Source organism: Arthrobacter sp. 05T410, assembly GCF_056396505.1.
In genome coordinates this window covers 127,916-150,556 of the sequence record NZ_JBFTLP010000001.1, presented here as the reverse complement: position 1 = coordinate 150,556, position 22,641 = coordinate 127,916, and the positions used below count along the sequence as shown (strand labels likewise).

Sequence of the window (22,641 nt, the reverse complement as noted above, 5' to 3'; positions counted from 1 at the left end):
CTTACGCCGGCAAGACTTGCTGCCGGTGCGTGTGGCGACTCAGCCGGTGCTCGCTCTGGCGGCTTGAAGCCCGTTGTGCCCCGCCTTGCCGGCGTGATAGCTTTCCGGTGATCGTGATCAATCTTCAGGAGGTGAGACCCATGAAAGCAGTATCCGTAATGGGCGCTCCCCCGAAGTACACGGTCGCGCGACTGAAGTAGTCGTCTCCGGGAGTGCCGCAGGGCAAATTCGCGAAAGGCGACTCCCATGAACACAACATCTTCTTCAACTCCGCGCATCCGTTCGACGACCGCATCCGGTGCCGTTGCAGTGACGCGGACACCACAGCCCGGAAATTGGCCCGTTCCCGGCCAACAGACCGGCGCCGCACGACGGACCGGCAACACACACACGCGGGCCTTGGTGCTCGCCGGCGCCGGAGCGGCAGGCAATGCGTGGGAACTCGGTCTCATCGCCGGCCTGTCCGATGCCGGCATCGATGTCGCCGAGGCCGATCTCATCATCGGGACATCGGCAGGATCGACAGTGGCTGCCCAGATCACCAGCGGGACACGGCCGGCCGAACTGTACGCCGCCATCCTCGCCGAGGTGCCTCGGCCACAAGCCGGCCATTCCGGACCGGACAAGGGACGCGCAACGAATTTCTCGGGGCAGACCTATCTGGAGTGGTCCAACGGAATCATTGGTTCTGCTGCGGATGCCACCGACATGCGCAGCAGGATGGGCGCCGCGGCACTCGAGATGGAAGCTTCGGACGGCTCTGCCCAGATGCGCTGGCGCGACACCGTCGCGGCCCGGCTTCCCAGCCGGCACTGGCCGCAACAGCCCGTGCTGATCGCGGCTGTTGATGCGGATACCGGGGAACCGGTCGTGTTCGACCGCCACAGCGGAATCGATCTGGTGGACGCCGTCGCCGCCAGCACCAGCAACGGCTACCGCATCGGCGGGAGCCGGTACATCAACGGCGGCTATCGACGCAGTGAGAACGCCGACCTGGCGGCTGGATACGGGCTTGTGCTGGTGCTGTCACCCTTCGGCGGCAGGTCGCGGATGCCGCTCGAGTGGGGCATGGATCTCGCCACCCAAGTCGACGAACTGCGCGCCGGGGGCAGCAGGGTCCAAACTATCTTCCCGGATAGCGCCGCCGAGCACATGTTCGGCGCCAATGCGATGGATCTGTCCTTGCGTCCGCCTGCGGCTCGAGCTGGTTACAGCCAGGGCAGAGCCCTCGCGGAGCTGGTCGCCGAAATCTGGCGGTGACGGCCGAAACCTGTCGGTGTTCGACTGTTACGGCGCGCGAGTCCAGGGGTCGCCGTGCGAGGCGCGGTGCCATGCCTGCCGCGGGCCACCCGATTCGTGCGCGACATCTGTCAGCCAGATCGTGCTGTCCGGGGCCCATCCGGCGATGACCGTCGCCGTTTCGGCGTCGACCTGTAGTGGGCGCGTCGCGCCGTCGAGGTAACCCAGGACGGAGAGGTGCGCGGCGTCCCACTCCCCTGCCACTTGTTCCCAATCCGGGATGACCCACCGGCCGTCGCGTCCAGTCAGGCGGAACCAGTCGTGTCGCCGGGATGCAGTGACCTCCATTGGGAACCTGCGGCACAGCGTTATCCAGTCTTTTGCTGTGCCGATCTCAAGTGTCCGGCCCGCTCCCTGAACTGGAACCGTGGTCGCCTGCTCCCACCCCAGGGAATCTTCCACGAGGCTCAGTGCGGCCGGGACCTGCCCGACGGTGTGGACTAGCCCGTGCGGTATCGACCACCAGGTTCCTGACCAGTTGGCGCGAGGGTCGCCCGGGCGTTCGCGCGCGGCCCGCAATTCACCGGCTCGTTCGTCTCGGCCCCACCCAGCCAGTGTTTGTCGCGGATTCTTCGGCAGCAGTGCCTGGCCGTCTGTCGATCGCCAGTCGATGGCCCACTGCTCCGCCCGGCGAGGCTGCCAGAACCACTGGATGTCGGGCAGCGCCATGACCTGTTCCGCGACGGGCGACAGGGCCGCCGTCACACCCGGGAGATCCGCGAGCACGTCCTCTCCATCGGGTGCCTGCCAGTACCTTGCAGCGTCCACGGACCGCTCGAGGGCCGCCTGGACCAGGTCGCTGTCAAGGTCGGTAAAATCCAGTGAGGCGAGCCTGGCAGCCAGCTGTTCTGGTGACGCGGCAAAGGCCGGCGTCGCGGTCTCCCCGGAGGCAGCAGCGCTCAGCAGGATCCGCGAGGTCCCCGGTCCACTATCAAGTTCGTATCCCAACCAGAAGGCCGCCGTTTTGACCTCCGGATCCAGCTGCATCGCCAGTTCGAGGCACAGACGGCGCCCCCGGGGCCCCCGCAGAAATACGTCCACACTTGGCGTCATCAGATCATCCTCCCACCACAGCGCAGCTTTATCTGGAGCGGTCTCAGGTGCCGTCGATGATGGCGGGTATCGTCGCAACGCGTTTTACCATAGCGTGATGGAGACCACGGTTAGCGGAGTTTCTGTGCATTACGCCGAGTACGGCAGTGGCACGCCGGTTCTCGCTCTGCACGGCGCCGGTGTGGATCATCGCGAGATCGCCGGTGCCCTTGAACCGATTTTCGACGACGTGCCTGGCTACCGGCGCCTGTATCCGGACCTGCCCGGGATGGGCCGGACCCCGGCGCCTGAGACGATCACGAGCAATGACGACGTCGTGGACATTCTGCTCGGCCTTATCGCCAGCACTATTGGTGATGAACCGTTTCTTATCGTGGGTCAGTCCTACGGCGGCTACCTGGCCCGTGCGATTGCGAGTCTGCGACCTGATCAGGCCGTCGGGCTGGCGCTAATCTGCCCTGTTGGCCAACAGACGCGCGACGTGCCTCAGCACGAGGTCCTTGTTTCGTCGGTCGATCTGACCGGTGCACTCGGCTCGGATCTCGAGGCTACTTACCGCAGCTACTTCGTTGTGCAGACGCCTGAAACGCTGCGTCGGTTCCAGGCGTATGTGGCTCCCGCAACGTCCCTGGCTGACGAGTCGAGCCTGATGCGGATCTTTTCGCACTGGGAGTTGCGGGATCGGCCGGAAGCCGCGAAAGCCTATCCTCATCCGGTGTTGGTCGTTGCCGGGCGACAGGATGCCACCGCCGGGCACACAGGACCGTCGGAGCTGATCCTGCACTACCCACGCGCTACGTTGGCCGTACTCGACCGCGCCGGCCACGCCTTGATCCATGAGCAACCCAACCTCGTGCGAGCCCTTGCCGCCGACTGGCTCATGCGCGTGCGTGAGGCGTCAGACGACAAAAGCTAGCGGGCAGTGGCGCCCGCATGCGGACGGAATCCCTGTGTCATGGCTCCGCCGAAGAAGGGCAAGGCGATGCGTCCGCGGCGTCCAACCGGCGTCATGCAATGCCCGGTAAGCAGCAAACCATCGCGACGGATTGCAGTCGGGCGGCCAGCGAAAGGACAATGGTGCCCATGACCGCCGTGACCCTCCTGGCCTTTGCCGGGCTGTGCCTGCTGCTTTCCGTTACCCCCGGCCCGGATACCTTCCTGGTGCTGAGGATCTCGCTGCAAAGTGCCGGGGCCGGCCTGGCGGCGGCGCTGGGCTCAGCTCTGGCATCCCTGGTCTGGGCCGCGCTGGTGGGAGTGGGGCTCGCCGCCGTGCTGGAGGACTCGGCGGAAGTGTTCCGTTGGCTGAAGATCGCAGGCGGGTTGTACTTGCTGTATCTGGGAATCTCGTCGCTGATCCGGGCGCGCCGCACAACTCCATCCCCGACGGCCGGGCACGCTCCCCGCCGGAGCTACAGCCGAAGGACCGGCTTCGGCGCCGGCGCGTTCTCCACACTGCTCAACCCCAAGGTCGGCCTGTTCTACCTCGCCGTCGTGCCGCAGTTCATTCCACACGGCGGCAACACGCTGGACACAGCCATGGTGCTCGGTGCCATCGAAAGCGCCATTGGATTCCTCTACCTGGCGGCTGTAGCCGTCGCGGCAGCGAAGGCAATGGCCTGGCTGCAGCGCCCCCGGGTGAGCAGTTGGCTCGAACGCGGCAGCAGCGGCATCATCGCCGCGCTCGGCCTGGGTGTACTGGCATCCAGCACCAGCTCGTAGCGGCGCGCCGGACCTCGACGGACACGTGCCGTTCCCTATGCGGCAGAAAGCCAACCCACTCCTGTTGAGGACGCCACCCCCGAGTTGGCTCATTGACTCCGCGAATTTCACGAAAACGGCGGCCGGTCCTGAAGAGGACCGGCCGCCGCCGAATGAAGATCAGGGTTGCGTCAGGCCTTGGCCTTGCGCTTCACCCAGCCCCATACAGCCGTAGCCACCAGGAGCACCAGTCCGATGATGGCCAACCAGAGCAGACCCTTCACAGCGAAGCCAAGGATCGAAAGAATAAGCCAAATGATAAGCAGTGTGATTATTAGTCCCATACGGAAAGCCTAAGCCACCCAGGTGGCTGATTCCGAACGATCAGTGATCGTGGCGGAAGATGGCCACGGCTTCGCGGACCGCGTAGTAGACGATGACCATGCCGGCCACGGGGTCGGCCCACCACCAACCGGCAAAGGTGTCCAGCAAGATACCGGCCAGCACGGCGGCCGCCAGAAGACCGTCGATAAACGTCACCTTGCCCTCTGCTATCAGAACGGGATTGCCCAGCGCCTTGCCCGTGCGGGCCTTTCCGGCTGCGAGGGCGAACATCACCACTGCCGTGACAGCCGTCCAGATAATTCCGGCGGGGCTCGGCCGTGCGTGGTGCCCGGCCGCCAAGGCAAGTCCGGACTGGATGAGCAGATAGAGGGCCAGGGCAACGAACGCCCCGGCGATCAGCCTCAACGCGAACCGTTGACGCCGTTCCCCGGTCCCGGAGAGTTCCCAGATCACCACGGTGCTGGCACCGATCTCGATCAGGCTGTCCAGGCCGAAGCCGGCCAGCGCCACCGATCCGGCCGTGATGGAAGCGACGGCAAGAACTGCCACGCCGACGACGTTCCAGCCCAGCGTGATGCCCTCAAGGATGAACCCGCGACGTCTCAGGCGCGCCATCTCAGGGCGCACCAAGATTTCAGGCAGCATCTGTGCTCTCTTTCCCGGCGCCCCCGGCGTTTCCGGCGATGGGTGCCGGCAGGCCGGCCAGCCGTTCGATGACGGCAAGCCCGGCCGGGGTGCCCGGCCAATGCCGCCGCAAAGACTCCGGACCCGCGGAGCGGATCACGGAACGAAGAACCAGGGCCATGACAATCACGTCATCGGCATAGCCAATCAGCGGGAGGAAGTCCGGGACAAGATCCAGCGGCAAGAGCAGATATCCCAGCAAAAGCGACAGCTTGATCCGGGCGCCGCGGGATACCGCCGGGTCGGCCGCCAAACGCCTCAACACGCGCAACACATCCGGCAGCAGCCGCAACGCGTCCCGCATACCCACCGTCTCCGGATGGGACCTCGCATAGGCCCACAACCCGAGCAGAAGAACCGCGTAGACGCCAACGAGCCCGGCCAGGATACCCAGCGCCGTCTGCCACCACTGCACGGCCCCTACTCCCCGGCCCCCGGCAGGCCATGGCCTGCCGGGGCATGCAGAGTCGCGTAGACCTTCTCGGCGTACTCGTCGAATACAGCGGAGCACTCGCGCAACAGCTCGTCTGCGGCCTGCGCTTCCGGCAGTTCCAGAACGTCACGGCTTTTCAGATCACGGTACCAGCGCCGCAAGCGGTCCAGGCTCTGCTCTTCCTCTTCCAGCTCCGCCAGAGTGAACTTGCGGCTTCGGGTTTCCTTGGCGATTTCGGCCTCGAACGCCCCGCAATCGCCGGTGAATTCCTTCCACTCATCCAACCTGAGCTCCTCGAATGCCGAGCGCAGGCCTTCCACTCCCGCATCGCCGCTGCCCGGCGTGGGCAGGACAAGGACACTGCCGGTTCCGCGGCCGGCCAGCTCCACGACCCTCGGCACGGCTTCCGAGAAGAACGGCGTGTCGGGAACGGTCCACACCCCTGAGGCCACTGGCGCAGCACCGATCCTCCGGAGCTCCCGCCACACACCGACCCTCGTCCGTGAGGCCTCACCAGTCAACCGGACAACAAGAACCAACCAATCCATGCGTCAATCATATACTGCTACAACAAAGTAAGTAACTGTTGTTACATCACCAGCTGCTCTGGACGGCACAGGTACCCGAGGGCCTCGGCCGGTACGTTCGGTCGGTCCGATGGAATCCCTTAGCCCTATCGGCCCGGTCTGAAAATACGGTAGCTCCGGGTGCCTTGGGATGGGACTTTCTGCCTGGCCCGAAGTGCAGGCCGCTTAGGCGGATTCTGGATGCCGACGGCGGAAACGATGCCCCCGAGGATGAGCAGCACCGCCGTCACGGTCACCACCCGGTGAAATCCGTCGAGATCAAGTTTGCCGCCCATGACGAGGCCCACCAGCGCGATGCCGATCAGACCGGCAACCCTGCTGACGGCGTTATTCGCTGCCGAGCCGATGCCGGCCTGCTGTTCCGAGACCGAACCGAGAATGGCGGCGGTGAGCGGTGCGACTGTCGCCGATAGCCCGACTGCGAACAGGAGGATCCCGGGCATCAGCTGGGTCCAGTAGTTGACCGGGATTTCCGACGCGAGCATCAGGAGGTAGCCGCCCCCGGCGAGGGCAGGTCCGAATGCCATGAACCACCGCGGGCCGAACCGCCCGGCCAGTGAGCCAAACCATGACGCCAGGAGGATGTTGACGAGGCTGACGGGAAGCAAGGCCAGAGCGGCCGACGTCGCCGGAAAACCGGCAACCTGCTGCAGGAAAAGCACGATGATGAACCCGCCGATCGACAGCGCGGCGTAGACGAAGGCCGTAGCCACGTTGCCTACGGCAAAGTTTCGGACGGAGAAGAGGCTGAGCGGCAGGAGCGGGTACTTCGCGGTCTTTTCCCGCCAAATGAACCCGGCGAGGCACAGGATGCCGAAGACGAAGGGCATCAGAATGAGGGGGCTCCCCCAGCCGTAGTTGCCTTGTTCGATCAGCGCGTAGACCGGCCCCGCCAGCCCGAGCACACAGAGCACGGCACCCGCGTAGTCGATCCGCACGCCCTCCTTGCGAACGTCCTTGACCCTCAACACGGCTAGCAGGTACAAGGTCACGGCAATGGGCAGGACGTTGATTCCGAAAATCCAACGCCAGCCCACCGAATCAACGAGCACTCCGCCGAGCAGGGGTCCCGCGATGAAAGCCACGGTTGTACCGGCAGTCCACTGGCCGATTGCCTTCGCCCGGGGCGCTTCGTCGAAGTTTGATGTGATCAGAGCCAGGGAACTGGGCACAAGCAGGGCGCCCGCGACGCCTTGAAGCGCCCTGGCCAGGACCAGCCAGTCCGCTGTCGGTGCCAGCGCACACATCACTGATGCCGCGCCGAACCCGATCAGGCCTGCCCGGAGAACGACAACCCGGCCCAGCAAATCAGAGAGCGAACCGGCGACAAGGATCAGTGAACCCAGGGTGATCAGGTAGGCATCGACAACCCACTGCTGCGTTGTCAGTCCGCCGCCCAGTTCACGGGAAATGGCCGGCAGCGCTACGTTGATGACGCTGCCGTCGAGAAACGACACAAAGGAAGCGAGAATCGCGATCCACAGCACGAGCCTCTGCGTACGCGCCGACGGTAGGGAACTCATCCTTCAAGCTACACCCGCCCCGGCGGTTGCCGGACTCACCTATGGAAGGACGTTCAGCCCGTCGCTCTGGCGACAGACGACGCCGTCGGCTGCGTTTACGTACTCGGCGTATCCTGGCGGCACCGGAGTATATTTTTATGTCTGGTCTCTGTCCCGCCGTTGCCCTATCGTTGGGGCACCGATTACATTCGACCGGCGGAGCTCCGCATCGGAGGTACATGATGGGAATCATCTCGTCTGGTTTTCATGGAAAACGGCGCACCGGCAATCCAGCGTTACCACCCGGCCAATACGAGACGCCAAGCTTTCCCGTACTGACGGCGGGCCCTGCACCTTATATCGCCCGGGCTGACTGGGAATTCTTTATTACAACGGAGACTGGGCAGCGCCGCGCCTGGTCCTGGGATGAGCTCTTGGCGCTACCGCAGATTGATATCCGGACCGATATTCATTGCGTGACCAGCTGGTCCAAGCTGGGCACCTCGTGGCGCGGGGTGTCCCTGGACACCTTGTTCGCGGATGTGGAAACAACGTCCGAGTTCACTACCGCTCACTCCTACGGCGGCTATTCGACCAATGTCCCGTTGCAGGACCTGCTGGACGGCCAGGCATGGGTGGCCTGGCAATTCGACGGTGAGCCATTGGAACGGGCCCACGGTGGCCCTGCCCGCCTGCTGATACCCCATCTGTACTTTTGGAAGAGTGCGAAGTGGATCAATGGCATCGAGCTGATGCCGCACGATGTTCCCGGCTTCTGGGAATCGAACGGGTACCACATCTATGGCGACCCGTGGCGCGAGGAGCGTTACTCATGAGGCAGGACAGATGAGCACCCTGTGGCGCGTCGCCGAGGTGATTCGTGGCGTTCCAGAAACGGAATCCTCCAGAACCATCGGCCTGCGCGTGGACGGGCTGAACGGCAACCTTGCCGGCCAGCACATCGATATCCGGCTCACGGCGGACGACGGATACACGGCAGTGCGGTCCTACTCAGTGGCCACGGCCGGCATGGACGAACTCCTGGAGATCACGGTCGACGAACTGGCCAACGGGGAGGTCTCCCCCTACCTGGTCAGAGACCTGATGGTCGGGGACCAGTTGGAGATCCGGGGGCCTGTCGGCGGCTGGTTCGTCTGGCTTCCGACCGACCCCAACCCGGTTCAGCTGATCGCCGGGGGATCCGGCATTGTCCCGCTCATGTCCATGATCCGCGCCCACGAGGCATCCGGGAATCCTTCACAGTTCCGGTTGCTGTACTCGCTGAAATCGCCCGAGGCAGGGTTCTATCGGGAGGAGCTGCTCACCTTGAACCAGGGATCTCCCAAGCTGACGGTCGACTATGTCTACACACGCAAAGTTCCGGAGGGCTGGCCAATGGCCCCGAAGCGACTTACCGCTGAAACACTGTTGGCAAGCATCCTGCCGGCAGACATGGCACCCGACATCTTCATCTGCGGTCAGACGATGTTTGTCGAAACGGTCACAGAGTGGATGGTGCAGGCGGGCTACCCGGCCTCCTCGATCAAGACCGAACGCTTTGGCGGAACGGGAGGAATACGGTGACTGGCAACAACGGCTCCGCTTCCCCTGGTGCTGAGGACCCGCGCCTCGAGGACCAGGACATCGCCGGGACCGCAGGCAATCCGATACCTCATCTTGACGGGAACGCGGCAGCAGGACCCTTGTGGGAACTGTTCCGCATCGACATCATTGCAGCGATCGGTCGGTGCAAGAATTGTGGCGCTGTCAGGGTCTTCGGCGAAGCAGCGGTCTATGCCGATGCCCCGGGAATGGTTGTGCGCTGCAGTTCCTGCGGGGGCGTCCTGCTGCGTCTCGTAGAGACTCCGACTAAATTCTGGCTCGATGTCAGCGGACTCAGCTACCTCCAGATCGACCGGGAGACCTAACGCGCTGCTCTGCTATCCGCACCCCGGCGTGCTCAAGACCGCAGGGGGCGTGAAGGGGTAGCCTGCGACGATGCTGAACACTCTCAACCCTTCATCATGGGAGCCAGTGGATCTGGAACAACGACACTCGGCCGGGCGATCGCCAACCAGTGGTCAGTACCTTTCCTCTAGTTATTTGATCAACGTGTCGCCAGTGCACGGTTAGGCTTGCAGTCATGGCGATCATCCACCAGGCAGAACTGCAGCCGACGAAACTTGAACTTCTCGCACAGTGGCTGCCCCGCCAGCCGTGGTTCACGCAACCCGGCACGGCAGCGCTGCACAAAGTAGGCTCCTACCGGTTCGACGACCCCGCCGGCGAGGTCGGCATAGAAACCATCATCGTGTCGGTGGGCAACTCCACTTTTCAAGTCCCACTCACGTACAGGGCCCAGCCCTTGGCCGGAGCGGAATCCTGGTTGGTCGGAACCATGCAGCACTCGGTTCTCGGCCCGAGGTGGGTTTACGATGCCTGCGCCGATCCAATCTACGTGGCAGCGCTGGCGGCGAGCATCATGCTGGGCCGGCCGCAGGCAGAGCAATACCTCCAAAAGGGGGAAAATCTGGAACTTCTGGCCCAGACGGTCTTCGTGCGAAGCACCGGACCGAAACTCGAGGCAGTCCCTGACGTCTCTTCAGCGGCACCGCGCGCCACCGACGCCGGCACCGCCATCGAGACTGCTGACCTTCACTTGCTTGTTATCCGGCGGCTGGACCTGGATGAGCAACCGGTCGGCCCGCTCGCTCTGACCGGCACCTGGGAAGGTCAGAAGGACAACGTCAAACTCGCCGCCTTAGTGATGCCTGACAGTTCCGCGGGTTAGGGGCGCCCCACTCCGTCCGTGTTCCGGGGTTGGGTATTGCCTTCCTGCCGTTCAGGCTGGATCCCGTGCTGTTCCCGCAGTTCGCGCCCGCGGCGAATGTCCTCTTCTTCGCGGGCCTGGAGCTTGTCGCTCTGTTTCGTGTCCCGTGGCGGCAATTGGATGGTCTCTTCGGCCTCAATGCCGGCCTGGAGTTGGCGTCCACGCTCCATCTCGGCGTCGAACTCGGCACCGAACAGCAACGACATGTTCAGGATCCAGAGCCACAGCAGCGAGATGATGACGCCGCCGATCGCACCATAGGTCTTCTCGTAGCTATTGAAGTTGGCCACATAGAAAGCGAAGGCCAGGGACGCCAGCAGGAAGATGACCAAGGCGATAGCGGAACCCAGGCTCATCCAGCGGAACTTGGGCTGCTTCACGTTCGGCGTAGCGTAGTAGAGGATGGCGATCGCCAGAATCACGAGCAACAGAATCACCGGCCACTTGAGAATGTTCCACGCCGTCAGGACGGCCCCGCCCAAGCCGATCGCGTTGCCGACGGCCTCGGCCACCGGCCCGCTCAGCACCAGCATGGCCGAAAGCACAAGAACGATCAGCACGGTGGCAATGGTGACGGCGAGCATCGTGCCCCGAAGTTTGATGAACGGCCGCCCCTCGTCAATTTCGTAGATCCGGTTCATTGCCCGGCCAAAGGCTCCGACATAGCCGGAGGCGGACCAGAGGGCGGTGAGGATGCCGAGTACCAGGGTGAGTCCGGCAGCGGAGGAACTGCTGAGCTGCTCGACTGGTTGTTTGATCGCCTGCACAGTTTCAGCAGGCGCGAAACCCTGGACGACCTCCAGAAGCGCGGACGTGGTCTTCTCTGCCTGCCCGAAGATGCCCAGCAAAGACACGAGTGCCAACAGCGCCGGGAAAATTGAGAGAACCGAATAGTAGGTCAGGGCTGCGGCGAGATCCGGGCACTGGTCCTTGGTGAACTCACGCAGGGTCTTCTTGGCGATGTACTTCCACGAGGGCTTAGTGACGTCGGCCGGGCTGTCCGGTTTACGGGAGTCGTCCGGGGCAGGTGCCGTCCGGGCCTTGGCGGTGCTGCTCTCGTCCGTTTCGGCGTCGGTCATGGATTCATTTTCTGCCTTGGTTGGGTTCTTGGCCATTGGAAATTCCTTCGTGGGGTTAAGGGAAATGGCCGGCCGCCCAGCGCATCAGCGAGGGCAGCCGGCCTTATTCAGACGCGGCCTCAGGCCTGCTGAACGTTGTCCTTGGCTTCGGCAGTCCGATCCTTGACGTCCTCCACAGCGGCCTGCCCGTCTGCCTTGAGGTGATCGGTTGCGTCCGCGGCAGTGGCCTTGACGTTCTCCATGGCTTCCTGGGCGGGCGCCTTGAGGCCTTCGGCCACTTGCTTGGCGGCGTCCGTCAGTTCCGTGGTGAGTGGCTCGGCCGCCGATTTGAGGGCATCAGCGGCTTCACGCTCCTTCTGGCTGGCCGGGATCAGGGAGGAAACGAGCAGGCCGGCACCAAAGGCGATCAGCCCGGCAGCCAGTGGGTTCCCCTGTGTCCTGTTCTTCAGCTGGCCCGGCGCGCCCGCAACTGCGGAGCCCGCGTCGCTCACATGCGAGCCGACGCTTCCGGTGGTGGAGTGGACGTGGTCGGCGGTGTGGTCTGCGGCTCCCATGACTTTATCCTTCACTCCGAAGACGGCGTCTTTGACGTTCTCTTTGACTCTGTCCGTCTGCCGCTGGACGATATGCGACGGCGTGACTTTGTCAGCGACGGCGTCCACGTTTGTGCCCAGGCGGGCACGGGTTGCTTCAATATCTGCTCGGATGACATCCGGGTTTTCACTCATCGTGTTTCCTCGCTGAATCTAGGAGTTGGGTTTTAGGGTGGGCGGGATTTCCTGGAGGGTTTCAGCCGTCCTCGGCATGCCCTTGATCGCGTTCAGTTCCTTGCGGCCCATGGCTGCCAGAACGGCGGCTACAACTGCCCAGATGACGGCGACAACAACGCCGGACCAGCCCAGTCCCATCACGATCCCCAGCGCCCACCAGAGCGCCAAAGACAGGAACAGGAGCACGAAATGGCCAGCGACGCCGGCGCCGGCGAGCATGCCGGTGCCTTTGCCTGCCCGGGTGGCGGACTGCTTAAGTTCGACCTTGGCCAGTTCCACTTCCTGTCGCATCAGGGTGGACATGTCCCGTGTGACCTCACCGAGGAGGTCACCCAGGGAAGTCGATTCAGCCTTCGCCTGCGCGGCTGTGGGAGGCATTTCGCTGCTCATCGACGGCCACCGTCAAAGGGGTCATCGCGCAGCGGATCAGCCTGCTGCAAGGGCTCACCGGCCAGGGACTCTGAGGACCGGCGCCCCTGCCCGGCGTCGCGGAGCGGATCGGGGGTTCCCAAATCGGAGTCCAGCGGATTCGGCGGGTAGGTGTCGGCTAGGCCCGCCGTCGTGGTTTGCGGAGCGGGCATCTGTACCGGCGGCGGCGGAACCGCTACCCCGGTATCGGGGATCCGGCCGCCAGTGGACGTGCCCGTAGCGGTAGCGCCCGTCGCTTCGGGGGCGCCAGCGCTCAAGCTGCGGCTGAGACGCCCGGCCAGAACACCGGCTCCGGCCGCGAGCAGGAGGAAGGTTCCCGGGCGCTGGCGGGCAAAGGACTTAACCTCGGTCAGCAGCGAACCCGGATCCCGGCCATCGAGCCAGGACGCAACAGCGGAGGACCGCTCGGCAGCTTGGCGGACAAGGTCGGTGGCCACGCCGGGCTGGTCGGAGGCGGCAGCCATGGAATGCAGTTCGCCGGCGACGGACCGCAGACCTTCGGCGACCTTCTGCTGCTGGGTTCCTGCCTGCTCGGTGAGATCGGACTTGGCCTGGTGAAGCAGGTCCCGGGCATTGGTCTTGACCTCGGCGGCAACGTTGACTGCCTCCGTCTTAGCCGTCTCGGCGACGTTCTGGGCAGCATCTGCCGCGTGCCGCGTTACGTCCGCAGCTTCGTCCTTGGCCGCTTCCTGTTTGGAGTCAGCGCGTCCCGTGCCTTGTGGGGGCATAACTCCAACGCCGGCGTACCGGTCCGGGGAAGCTTCGGGTGCTGCCTGGGCCCATGGGTTCTGTGTCATCGTTGCTCTCTTTCAGGAATGGTCCGCTTGGGATCGTGACTAGCGCTACCGGATGAAATTAGTAAGCACGGTTACTAACCAAATACTAAGCACACTTGCTATATGTCGCGCAAGGCCTCGATCGAAAATCGGACGGGCCGCCTCCCGCCCGTCTGGTGACGCGCGGCGCGCACTGCAAGCCGCGCGTGAAAAATAGTAAGCATACTTGCCAAAAAGGAGTCCGGCATGCATATGGTGGGGGTCCAGCGTCGGCGCTTTGTGCCGCCGTCGCAGGTAGCGTGACTTTCGTTGCCACCCAATCAGGAAGGTCGTCTTCGTGATCCTCGCCCGCGAGCCCCACGCCCGGGACGTTTACCGGCTTCTAACCGCAGCGGCCCGTTTAGTGCAACGCCTCCACGACGATGCCCTGGCGCCACTGGGATTGACGCGTGCCGCCGTCATCGCACTGGAAGCCGTGGCTCCCCGCCCCATGTACCAGGAACAGCTCGCCGCAAGAGTTCATGTCCAAAGCCAAACGCTCGGCCGCGTCCTTGCCCGGCTCGAGGACGCGGGTCTCGTCACCAGGACGCGCAACCCGGACGATCGGCGCCAATTTCAGGTCGAGATTACCGACGCCGGCACAGCCGCACTGCAAGCAGCCTCCCAGGCTGAGCGCGCAGCCGTTCCTGCCGACTTCGACGGGTGGGAGGCCCTGTCTGAGCAACTCGCCCGGTTTGTGGATTTCTTCCAGGCTCCACGGCCCGGCACCCAAGGCTCCACGACCAGGAACTCCAGGCTCGACGTGCCCTCCCTTGCCCAAGACGGCCTCCGGCGCCAATGAACTAGCCGCCCGCGGCTGGGTGCCTCTGGGCCTCCCCCGCCCGGCGCCCACGGGCAGTCGCCGCTTCCATTGCAGTTCGGACCGGCAAGGGGCGAGCAAGACAGAAGGCCCATGAGCCGGGTATTGCGCGTTACTATGCATGCTGATTAAATCGCCGTTACGGCCGCATTCCACGACCGGTCTACCGAAAGGAAGTACAAAGATGGGAATTCTCGCTTTTCTCATTCTCGGCCTTATCGCTGGAGCTATCGCCAAGGCGGTCCTTCCCGGCCGTCAAGGAGGCGGCTGGCTGATTACACTCGTTGTTGGCGTCGTGGGCGCAATCCTCGGAGGTTGGATCGGCTCGTTGATCTTCGGCGGAGGGCTCGCTGACTTCTTTGACCTGCGGACCTGGCTCCTCTCCATCCTCGGGGCCGTTATTGTGCTCCTGATCTATGGGGCTCTTGCCGGTCGGAGGACCAGGGCGTAGCAGCCTCGATCCTCCGGATGCAGGGCTGCCACTGAGGACGCCCTGCGACTTCTGTTAGACGGCTGCGGGCCGCTGCTGAAACACCCCGGGAGGAACCACCCGGCGTTTCTCGGCCCGCGCCGCCGAGTCCAACGGCATGACGGTTGACCTCACGCCGGGCGCCCGCCCGCAACGCTTCGTCGAGAACAAGCTTCGAAAGCCTCCGAGCGCAGCCCCGGCGGCCGGTTCCGCTGTCGTAAGTAGTAATCGCCAAAGCGGCAGAAGTCATTGCTCCGCGCGCATCCGACACCATGCGACCAGAGATGCTAAACAGCAAGGAGATAGACATGGACAACCTATTCCGCCGCACAGGCATCGACGTGCCCGAACCAGTCCGGCGCTTCCTGCAAGGCGAGACGGACACCTGGCTCAGGGTCGAGGAATACCGGGACGGAAACACCTTGGTGGTCAGAACCGATATCCCCGGCATCGACCCGGACAAGGACATCGATATCACCGTCACCGAGGGCAACTTGAATATCGCTGCCCGGCGCACCGAGCCCGCGCACAAGGATCAACCGGGTTACCGAAGCGAAGTGCGGTACGGCGAATATTCGCGAAGCGTCCCGCTGCCCCGCGGCGCGGACCCCGACACCGTCGAGGCCAGCTACATCGACGGTGTCTTGGAAATCCGCGCCCAGATCCCGGAGCAGTCCGGACCGTCCGCCACGAAAGTCCATGTCTCCCGCGGTGGAAACCAGTCACCGGAAGCACCAGAGAACTTCGTGACCTGAACGGCATTTTCGGCACTTGACTCGCCCGGCACCGACCAGCGACCACGGGCTCCTTCTGGCATGGCGTAGGGGGCCATCGGTATTCTTTCCGGTGCCCTGCGTCGCCACGGCCTCCGCAGCCCCCGCCTCCGAAAATTGCCACAGAGCGGAAACCATCTCATGACTATCAAGATCAACGACGCGGCGCTGCGTCATGCTCGGCAGCTCATCAAGGACTCGAGGTTTGCCCGGGATACCCGTGACGATTGGAGCGAGCACGCGCCCGACGCTGAGACAGAAAATGCATTCATCGACAAGCACGGGTACAAGGAGTACGGCACGTGGCATCTGGGCGAAGACGCCGAGAAGACGCACGACACGAAGGGGCGCTACAGCTTTCCCTTCGGTGATTTCCGCCGGCTGCATCGCTGCGCGATTCTCGCCATCGAGAGCCGGGCCGCCCAGAATAACCACGACGACGTCGCCGCCGCAGCGAAGTCCCTACTCGACGAACTGGACCAAGACTAGACTTGGTCCAGCACAATTCTCTTTCCGCCATCGCCTCGCGCAAGGACCCCACCTGTACGGCCCGGAATGCCCGCCGCGGGTGTCCTCACCGGGCCGTCTCCTGGGCGCCCGGGCTTCCCCCGTGTGCCCTCCGGCGGAGCCCAACCACCGGGAGCTCACCTATTCATAAGGGGGCTTCCTAATCTAACCGGGCTCGTGATATAACACGAAAAACGGCGCAGGAGAACTCCCTGCGCAACGGGACCGGTCCCAGCCTCCTGATCGAATGGCGGCGCATTCCATTGGACATTTCCCACCGGCTCCAAGCCGGACTGGCGGTGGCGACAACGTTCATCCCCAGTCTGCGCTCCCTTTCGACTTCAGGCCCCCGCTCGCGAAGGTCTCGCGCAGGACCCCAACCTTGCCAGAACTGCGGGTCGGCCTCGGAAAACCTCAGCTGAGCGCACTGCCGACTAATCATCGCCCACTCCCGTGGTTCGCATTGCCGCGTACGCTTCCCAAGCACCGGACAGCACCAAAGCGACCTGTCCGGTACCGGTCGGGCGACCCATCAAGGGCTCCCGATCGGACCCACTATTTCAACCTAAGAGATCCAAGGAGACGTCATGCTCACCACCGAACAAATTGACCGTCTGCTCAGCCAAGGCGCAAATGTCCTGTCGGGAGACGGAGAAAAGATCGGCTCCATCGGCCAGGTGTTCGTAGACAACGAAGCCGGCCAGCCCAGCTGGGTAACCGTCCGTACGGGCCTGTTCGGGATGTCCGAATCATTTGTTCCCCTCGAGGGTGCTCGGCTGGAGGGCAATGACATCGTCGTCCCGTACAACAAAAATCAGGTCAAGGACGCGCCAAGGATCGACGCCGATCGGCCTCTGGAGCCTGCCGAGGAAGACCGGCTCTACCAGCATTACCGGATGGACAGCGGACGCGCCTACACCGACGCGGATACAGCTGACGAAGCATCCGCCACACGACGGGACGCCTCCAGAACGGACCGCGCCGAGACCCGCGACGCCACCAGCCCAGCCGGATACGGCACAACGACACCCACCACCGACGCCGCAACGCCACCCACGACACGGCAGGACACCCCCGAAACCGACCGCGCCCAAACCCGCGACGCCACCAGCCCAGCGGGATACGGCACAGCGACACCCACCACCGACGCCGCCCCGCCACCGACGACACGACAGGACACCACCGGAACCGACCGCGCCCAAACCCGCGACGCCACCAGCCCAGCGGGATACGGCACAGCGACACCCACCACCGACGCCGCCCCGCCACCCACGACACGACAGGACACCACCGATACGGACCGCGCCGAAACCCGCGACGCCGCCGGCACAGCCGGATACGGCACCACCACGCCAGCCACCGACACCGCCCCTACCCCAGCCACACCACAGGACACCGATAAGGACCGCGCCGAAACCCGCGACGCCAAGGGCCGGGGGCGCCTGCGCAAATACGTCACGACGGAAACCGTCACCAGGACGGTGCCAGTGCAGCGCGAAGAGGTTCGTATCGAGCGGGAACCGATTGCCGAGGAAGACCGCGACGAGGTCTCGAACCGTCCGGCCAGCGACGACGAGGTAATCCTTCACGAAGAGCGAGTCATAGTGACCAAGGAGACCGTCCCGGTTGAACGGGTCCGCATCGTTACTGAAACGGTCGCAGATGAAGTCACCATCCGTGAGAAGGTCCACAAGGAACACTTTGACGGCGAGGACAGCGAGGGATCAGAGGGCTCCGAGGGAACCGACGCCAGCCGCGGCTGAAAATGCGGATTGTTTTAGATGCCCGGGGCAAGGGCTGCGACCCATAGCCCCGGGCATTTTGTTGTCGGAACGGGGGTGCGAGCGATTGGTGGCCCCCCGGCCACACCCCTCGGCCGGTTGGATTAACTGGATCCCCTGCCCACCGGTACGGCTATGGCCTCTCGCCTGCGGCAGTGCCAGTATGTTGGGAATCAGGCTGAACCACGGAGCCTGGCTCCGGGCGGAAAGGACTCGAGGTCATGACCTACATCAACAACTTCGGCGATGTGGGGCGCGGCGACGTCGCCGTGGCAGGCGGCAAGGGCGTCGGACTGGGCGGCCTCAGCCAGGGAGGGCTCCCGGTCCCGCCGGGGTTCGTGCTGAACACCGCAGCCTACGCGGATTATGTGGCTGCCAACCATCTCGAGGCCGGCATCCATGAACTGGCTGTACTGTCGCCGCACGCGGCGCCACAGGAGTACGAGGAAGCCTCGAAACGGATCCGCGCCCTTTTCACCAGCGGCACCATGCCACACACCATCGCGGCGGAACTCGGCGCCGCCTACGGGAGGCTCGGCGACGGAGACACAGCCGTGGCGGTGCGCTCCTCCGCCACGGCCGAAGACCTCGCCTCAGCCAGCTTCGCCGGCCAACAGGAAACCTACCTCAACGTCCGGGGGACGGAGGCTGTGGCCGCGGCCGTGACTGAGTGCTGGGCTTCCCTGTGGACGGCGCGTGCCATGGCCTACCGCGCCCGTGAAGGCATCGACCCGGACACGGTGCGCCTCGCCGTCGTGGTCCAGCAGATGGTCGACGCCGAGGCTGCCGGGGTGATGTTCACCGCCAATCCGGCCAACGGGCGCCGCGACCAGACGGTGATCAGTGCCGCGTGGGGCCTGGGCGAGTCCGTTGTCAGCGGATCGGTCACCACGGACGACGTCGTCGTCGAAGCAGGGACGGGCCGTGTGCTGTCCCGCCGGACAGCTGACAAGGAGGTCATGACCGTCTACGCGGAGCGCGGCACCCTGGAGCAGCCGGTGCCGGCGACGCGCCGCCGGCAGGCCGTATTGGACGACCGGGCGGCGGCCGAGCTGGCCGGTTACGGAACACGGATTACGGAGCATTTCGGGACGCCGCAGGACATCGAGTGGGCACGCGCCGCTGGCGAGTTCTTCATCCTGCAATCCCGGCCCATCACCGCTCTGCCCGAACCGGCAGCCGACATCCCGGACACCTGGCCGGTGCCCTACCGGCACGGGCTGTACTTCCGGGCAAGCATCGTTGAACAGCTGCCCGACCCGCTCTCGCCGCTGTTCGCCGACCTCATTGACGGCTCGGTGTCACGGTCGCTGAGGGCCCTGATGGCCGGCGCCGTCGGCAAGGAGGTCATCCGCGAGGACGACGTCGGGCTGCCCACTATCAACGGCTACGCCTATTACTACTACCGCAACTCGGGAATGTGGCGGGTGATGGGCAAGTCGCTGACGGCGATGCGTGCGCTGGCCCGTGGCAAGGCGCATATGGGAGTGGCCGGCTGGCGGGAATTTTCGCATCCCCGCTACGAGCAGGTGATCAAGGACTGGTCCGCGAAGCCCATCGGGGAGCTCTCCGGAGAGGAACTGCTGGCGGGTGCGCAGACGCTGCTTGACGCCGGCACGGTGTACTACACGGCCGTGCAGTCCATCATTCCGATCGCCGCAACAAGCGAAATCTCCTTCCGGGCCTACTACGACAAGTTCGTTCGGCGCGACGGCGATCCCCCCGCCCAGACCTTCCTCCTTGGTTACGACAGCGAACCCATCCGCGCAGAGAAGTCGCTGTACGACCTCGCGGCCTGGGCCCGGGACGTGCCGGGGCTGGCCCCGGCGATCCTCAACGCCCCCACCGCTGCGCTGGCCGGGCCGCAACGCACCGGGTCCACGCCTGCCGGAGTGGACCCGGCACCCTGGCAGCAATGGCAGGCCCGCTTCCAGGAGCACCTCGGCCGGTTCGGCCATGCGGTCTATAACCTGGACTTCGTCAGTCCGGTGCCTGCTGACGATCCCTCGCCGCTGCTGGAGACCGTGAAGTTTTACCTGCGGGGACATGGCAATGACCCATACGAGCGCCAGCGGCTCTCGGCCGCCCGCCGCGAAGATGAAACCAGCCAAATCATCGCCCGGCTCGGGCCGCGGCGCCGGGCCGCATTCCTCCGGCTGCTTCGGTGGGCGCAAAATGCGGCTCCGATCCGCGAGGACGCCCTTGCCGACGTCGGACTGGCGTGGCCGCTGCTGCGGCGGATGCTGTTCGAGCTAGGACGACGGCTCGTCGGCTCCGCTGTCATCGCCGAGCCCGCCGACGTCTTCTGGCTGCGCCACCGGGAGTTGCGCAGCGCCGTCGAGTTCGGCCTTGCCGGGTCGGGCACACCGGCAGCCGTGGCAATTACCGGGGCAGACCGGCCCGTCCGCGCCGGCGCCGTCGAGGAGCGCAAGATGCTGTGGCGGGGCCAGGCCAAGGCCGCTGCCCCGCAACTGTTGCCGGAGAGCCGGTGGATGGAGCGGGCCTTCGGCTCAATGATGCCGGCGGGCCCACAGGACCAGCTCGGCGACGCCATCAAGGGCGTCGGCGCCAGCGCGGGCCGGGTCACCGCCCCGGCCCGCGTCCTGAGGGGCCCGCAGGATTTCGGTCAGATGGAGCCCGGGGACGTCCTGGTAGCCCGCATCACCACCCCGGCCTGGACCTCGCTGTTCGCGATGGCCTCCGCCGTGGTGACCGACGTCGGCGGGCCGTTGAGCCACAGCTCGATCGTGGCCCGCGAGTACGGCATCCCGGCCGTGCTTGGCACCGGTGTGGCCACCCAGCGGCTCACCAGCGGCCAACGGATCCGCGTTGACGGCGACGCCGGCACCGTCACGGTCGCAGACTGACCGCGTTCTCAGGACAGTTCCCCGAGTTCCGCCGACCACGGAGGCCAGCCAGAATTTCAGCAGAACTGACGGCAACAGCGCGGGGTTCTGCACTCTCCGCCCCGGGGCGCGCGAGCTGGTCACCATGGCCCGGCGGTGGGCATCGGCGGTAGATTGTGGGCATGGGACAGGCTTCCTCGGGCCGCCGGGATTTATTCGCTGATCGGATCTTGGGCGTGGCGGAGTTCAGTCACGCGCATTGGTTTTTCGGCAATCTATATGAGGTCCTCGTCAAAATCCCGCACCGCGTCGCGGCGGCGGAAGCAAGCCGTGAACTGCCCCGCTCGCCCTTTGGGGCGGGAAGCCCGGGCCGTTATTACGCACCGATTGCACCGATCAATGCGCCGGCGGCAATCGGTGCCCTCGTGGCAGGCTGGAATCATGCCGACAACAGGCCATGGCTGCTAGTCGCTGCGGCCAGCTCGACGACGGGTGCGGCCGCGACCGCCTATCTGCTCCGGTCCATCAACCCCGACCTGTTCTTCAGCCCGCAACCGCTCAGTGAGACGCGCCGCAACCCCCTGCTGAAGCGGTGGTACAGGGTCCACGCCCTCAGGCTCGCCGCCAGCGCAGTTGCCCTGGCCGCCATCCACGAGGCCCGAACACTCCGGCTCCGAAACCGCGGATAATAGCCAGGCGCCGCAACCTGAAGGAGATCTTCATGGGCAAGCTGACAGTGACGGCTTTTTCCACTCTGGACAACGTCGCCGAGGAGCCCCAGCTCTGGTCGGGCCCGTTCTTCAGCGACGCCACCGTGGCCTACAACGAACAAGTTCTGGCCGGGGCGGATTCGATGCTGCTCGGCCGGGTCACCTATGACGGCTTCGCCGCCTCCTGGCCGTCGCGGTCGGGCGACTTCACCGCCGACACTTTCAACGCGATGCCGAAGTATGTCGTGTCGACCACACTGGACCACGCCGGCTGGAACAACAGCACGATTATCGCCGACGACATACCCGGCCAGGTCCGCGAGCTTCGCGAGCGGGAGAACGTGCTCGTGTGGGGAAGCCCGACGCTGACCAAGACGCTCATGGAGGAGAACCTCGTGGACGAGTACGTCCTGCTGGTCTCCCCCATCGTGCTCGGGCGTGGCAAGAAAATGCTGCCGGAGGACGGAACCCGGCACACATTGCGGATCGTCGAACTTGAACTCCTCGAAGGCGGGATGCTGGCCCTCCGAATGGCGCCGGCAGGGTCCTAAGGAGAGCACATCAGAGGATGCGCCTAGCTATCGCGCTTGGGTGCCGCCCGGACATGGGTGCGCTGACCTTGTTTGCCGATAAGGCTGAGGAATTCGACCGGACCGGCGCTGGTTGCGCCGAACCAGTGCGGGGTTCGGGTGTCGAACTCCACGGCTTCGCCGGGCCTCAGGATCAGGTCATGTTCACCGAGGACCAGGCGCAAGGTGCCATTGAGGACATAGGCCCAGTCGTAGCCTTCGTGGGTACGCAGCTGAGGCTCCTGCCCATCCCTGCCCTTGGGGAGGATGAACTTGTAGGCCTGAATGCCGCCCGGGCGGCGCGTGAGAGGCAAGATCGTCGACCCGTCCGGACCGGCGACGGGACGCAGATTGAGCCGGGGGTCGCCGGTCGGCGGCGCATCGACGAGTTCGTCGAGGGTTACCCCGTGCACGCGGGCCAGCGGGAGCAGCTGCTCGAGAGTGGGCCGCCGCAGGCCTGCTTCGAGTCTGGAGAGTGTGCTGGCGGAGATGCCTGTCTGCTCGGCGAGGTCTGCGAGGGTGACGTCCCGGCGGAGTCGCAGGCGCTTGAGGCGCGGCCCGACGGCGCTGAGTGTGTGGTCGAGATCGTCATTCATGAGGCTATTTTGCCATTCGGCAATACCGCTTGCACATCCACCTGCC

26 protein-coding genes are annotated in these 22,641 nt (G+C 64.9%); 15 read left to right on the top strand and 11 right to left on the bottom strand.

The annotated features are described in order from the left end of the window. The first annotated feature begins 246 nt into the window (after positions 1-246). On the top strand, positions 247-1,260 hold the full coding sequence (locus tag AC1DFR_RS00745; RefSeq protein ID WP_476872478.1) for a patatin-like phospholipase family protein: 1,014 nt from the start codon (positions 247-249) through the stop codon (positions 1,258-1,260). Between the two features lie 27 nt (positions 1,261-1,287). Here AC1DFR_RS00745 and AC1DFR_RS00740 read toward each other — a convergent pair whose 3' ends face one another. Further along, positions 1,288-2,352 (bottom strand): hypothetical protein, encoded by a 1,065-nt coding sequence (locus AC1DFR_RS00740; protein WP_476872477.1) that lies wholly within the window; start codon positions 2,350-2,352, stop codon positions 1,288-1,290. A gap of 97 nt (positions 2,353-2,449) precedes the next feature. Between AC1DFR_RS00740 and AC1DFR_RS00735 the strand changes: the two genes are divergently transcribed. Both AC1DFR_RS00735 and AC1DFR_RS00730 read left to right on the top strand, forming a co-directional pair. Beyond that, positions 2,450-3,268 carry an alpha/beta fold hydrolase gene (locus AC1DFR_RS00735; RefSeq protein WP_476872476.1) on the top strand — a complete coding sequence of 273 codons (819 nt, stop codon included), beginning with the start codon at positions 2,450-2,452 and terminating at the stop codon, positions 3,266-3,268. A 167-nt stretch (positions 3,269-3,435) separates the two neighbouring features. Continuing rightward, on the top strand, positions 3,436-4,071 hold the full coding sequence (locus AC1DFR_RS00730) for a LysE family translocator (RefSeq protein ID WP_476872475.1): 636 nt from the start codon (positions 3,436-3,438) through the stop codon (positions 4,069-4,071). 170 nt (positions 4,072-4,241) lie between these two features. Here the strand turns inward: AC1DFR_RS00730 and AC1DFR_RS00725 are convergent, their stop codons facing one another. The 5 genes from AC1DFR_RS00725 to AC1DFR_RS00705 form a co-directional block, all read right to left on the bottom strand. Continuing rightward, a complete protein-coding gene (locus AC1DFR_RS00725) occupies positions 4,242-4,394 on the bottom strand; it encodes an LPXTG cell wall anchor domain-containing protein (protein ID WP_028276278.1) in 153 nt (50 codons plus the stop codon). A 40-nt stretch (positions 4,395-4,434) separates the two neighbouring features. After that, positions 4,435-5,040 carry a cation efflux transmembrane domain-containing protein gene (locus tag AC1DFR_RS00720; protein WP_476872474.1) on the bottom strand — a complete coding sequence of 202 codons (606 nt, stop codon included), beginning with the start codon at positions 5,038-5,040 and terminating at the stop codon, positions 4,435-4,437. Next, positions 5,030-5,494, bottom strand: a complete 465-nt coding sequence (locus AC1DFR_RS00715; protein WP_476872473.1) for a DUF1232 domain-containing protein — start codon at positions 5,492-5,494, stop codon at positions 5,030-5,032. The genes AC1DFR_RS00720 and AC1DFR_RS00715 overlap by 11 nt, the downstream gene beginning before the upstream one ends. Before the next feature lie 5 nt (positions 5,495-5,499). After that, on the bottom strand, positions 5,500-6,060 hold the full coding sequence (locus AC1DFR_RS00710; protein ID WP_476872472.1) for a Chromate resistance protein ChrB: 561 nt from the start codon (positions 6,058-6,060) through the stop codon (positions 5,500-5,502). 125 nt (positions 6,061-6,185) lie between these two features. Further along, complete coding sequence (locus tag AC1DFR_RS00705; RefSeq protein WP_476872471.1) at positions 6,186-7,586, bottom strand: MFS transporter; 1,401 nt, start codon at positions 7,584-7,586, stop codon at positions 6,186-6,188. 257 nt (positions 7,587-7,843) lie between these two features. Here AC1DFR_RS00705 and AC1DFR_RS00700 point away from each other — a divergent pair, with 257 nt between their 5' ends. The 4 genes from AC1DFR_RS00700 (at position 7,844) to AC1DFR_RS00685 (ending at position 10,392) form a co-directional block, all read left to right on the top strand. Then, positions 7,844-8,437 carry a sulfite oxidase-like oxidoreductase gene (locus tag AC1DFR_RS00700; RefSeq protein ID WP_476849338.1) on the top strand — a complete coding sequence of 198 codons (594 nt, stop codon included), beginning with the start codon at positions 7,844-7,846 and terminating at the stop codon, positions 8,435-8,437. A gap of 10 nt (positions 8,438-8,447) precedes the next feature. Beyond that, positions 8,448-9,185, top strand: coding sequence for an FAD-binding oxidoreductase (locus AC1DFR_RS00695; protein WP_476872470.1), 738 nt, complete (start codon positions 8,448-8,450; stop codon positions 9,183-9,185). Then, positions 9,182-9,529, top strand: coding sequence for a DUF6510 family protein (locus tag AC1DFR_RS00690; protein ID WP_243177459.1), 348 nt, complete (start codon positions 9,182-9,184; stop codon positions 9,527-9,529). Before AC1DFR_RS00695 ends, AC1DFR_RS00690 begins: the two co-directional genes overlap by 4 nt. Before the next feature lie 215 nt (positions 9,530-9,744). After that, a complete protein-coding gene (locus AC1DFR_RS00685; protein WP_476849217.1) occupies positions 9,745-10,392 on the top strand; it encodes a CG0192-related protein in 648 nt (215 codons plus the stop codon). Here the strand turns inward: AC1DFR_RS00685 and AC1DFR_RS00680 are convergent. The 4 genes from AC1DFR_RS00680 to AC1DFR_RS00665 form a co-directional block, all read right to left on the bottom strand. Further along, positions 10,389-11,546 carry a YihY/virulence factor BrkB family protein gene (locus AC1DFR_RS00680; protein ID WP_476849218.1) on the bottom strand — a complete coding sequence of 386 codons (1,158 nt, stop codon included), beginning with the start codon at positions 11,544-11,546 and terminating at the stop codon, positions 10,389-10,391. The two genes, AC1DFR_RS00685 and AC1DFR_RS00680, sit on opposite strands and share 4 nt — an antisense overlap. An 83-nt stretch (positions 11,547-11,629) precedes the next feature. Further along, a complete protein-coding gene (locus AC1DFR_RS00675) occupies positions 11,630-12,238 on the bottom strand; it encodes a DUF3618 domain-containing protein (RefSeq protein WP_476849219.1) in 609 nt (202 codons plus the stop codon). Between the two features lie 18 nt (positions 12,239-12,256). Then, complete coding sequence (locus tag AC1DFR_RS00670; protein WP_043435594.1) at positions 12,257-12,658, bottom strand: phage holin family protein; 402 nt, start codon at positions 12,656-12,658, stop codon at positions 12,257-12,259. A gap of 8 nt (positions 12,659-12,666) precedes the next feature. Then, a complete protein-coding gene (locus tag AC1DFR_RS00665; protein ID WP_476872469.1) occupies positions 12,667-13,506 on the bottom strand; it encodes a hypothetical protein in 840 nt (279 codons plus the stop codon). A gap of 316 nt (positions 13,507-13,822) precedes the next feature. Between AC1DFR_RS00665 and AC1DFR_RS00660 the strand changes: the two genes are divergently transcribed. The 8 genes from AC1DFR_RS00660 to AC1DFR_RS00625 all read left to right on the top strand — a co-directional run bounded on the left by AC1DFR_RS00660 (position 13,823) and on the right by AC1DFR_RS00625 (position 21,981). After that, on the top strand, positions 13,823-14,326 hold the full coding sequence (locus tag AC1DFR_RS00660; RefSeq protein ID WP_476872468.1) for a MarR family winged helix-turn-helix transcriptional regulator: 504 nt from the start codon (positions 13,823-13,825) through the stop codon (positions 14,324-14,326). Positions 14,327-14,528: 202 nt separating this feature from the next. Continuing rightward, positions 14,529-14,795 carry a GlsB/YeaQ/YmgE family stress response membrane protein gene (locus AC1DFR_RS00655; RefSeq protein WP_028276267.1) on the top strand — a complete coding sequence of 89 codons (267 nt, stop codon included), beginning with the start codon at positions 14,529-14,531 and terminating at the stop codon, positions 14,793-14,795. Between the two features lie 326 nt (positions 14,796-15,121). Then, the gene (locus AC1DFR_RS00650) at positions 15,122-15,568 is read left to right on the top strand and encodes an Hsp20/alpha crystallin family protein (RefSeq protein WP_476849222.1); all 447 of its coding nucleotides are present in this window, start codon (positions 15,122-15,124) and stop codon (positions 15,566-15,568) included. A 159-nt stretch (positions 15,569-15,727) separates the two neighbouring features. Beyond that, positions 15,728-16,075, top strand: coding sequence for a hypothetical protein (locus AC1DFR_RS00645; protein ID WP_476858480.1), 348 nt, complete (start codon positions 15,728-15,730; stop codon positions 16,073-16,075). A 605-nt stretch (positions 16,076-16,680) separates the two neighbouring features. Continuing rightward, entirely contained in the window at positions 16,681-17,856 is a 1,176-nt protein-coding gene (locus AC1DFR_RS00640) for a PRC and DUF2382 domain-containing protein (protein WP_476872467.1), read from the top strand. Positions 17,857-18,095: 239 nt separating this feature from the next. Further along, complete coding sequence (locus AC1DFR_RS00635) at positions 18,096-20,741, top strand: PEP/pyruvate-binding domain-containing protein (RefSeq protein WP_476872466.1); 2,646 nt, start codon at positions 18,096-18,098, stop codon at positions 20,739-20,741. Between the two features lie 215 nt (positions 20,742-20,956). Beyond that, positions 20,957-21,409 (top strand): hypothetical protein, encoded by a 453-nt coding sequence (locus AC1DFR_RS00630; RefSeq protein WP_476872465.1) that lies wholly within the window; start codon positions 20,957-20,959, stop codon positions 21,407-21,409. 32 nt (positions 21,410-21,441) lie between these two features. Continuing rightward, complete coding sequence (locus tag AC1DFR_RS00625; RefSeq protein WP_476855802.1) at positions 21,442-21,981, top strand: dihydrofolate reductase family protein; 540 nt, start codon at positions 21,442-21,444, stop codon at positions 21,979-21,981. Positions 21,982-22,004: 23 nt separating this feature from the next. Here the strand turns inward: AC1DFR_RS00625 and AC1DFR_RS00620 are convergent, their stop codons facing one another. Further along, positions 22,005-22,595: a helix-turn-helix domain-containing protein gene (locus AC1DFR_RS00620; RefSeq protein ID WP_459384676.1), complete on the bottom strand. Its 591-nt coding sequence runs from the start codon at positions 22,593-22,595 to the stop codon at positions 22,005-22,007. Positions 22,596-22,641 lie beyond the last annotated feature (46 nt).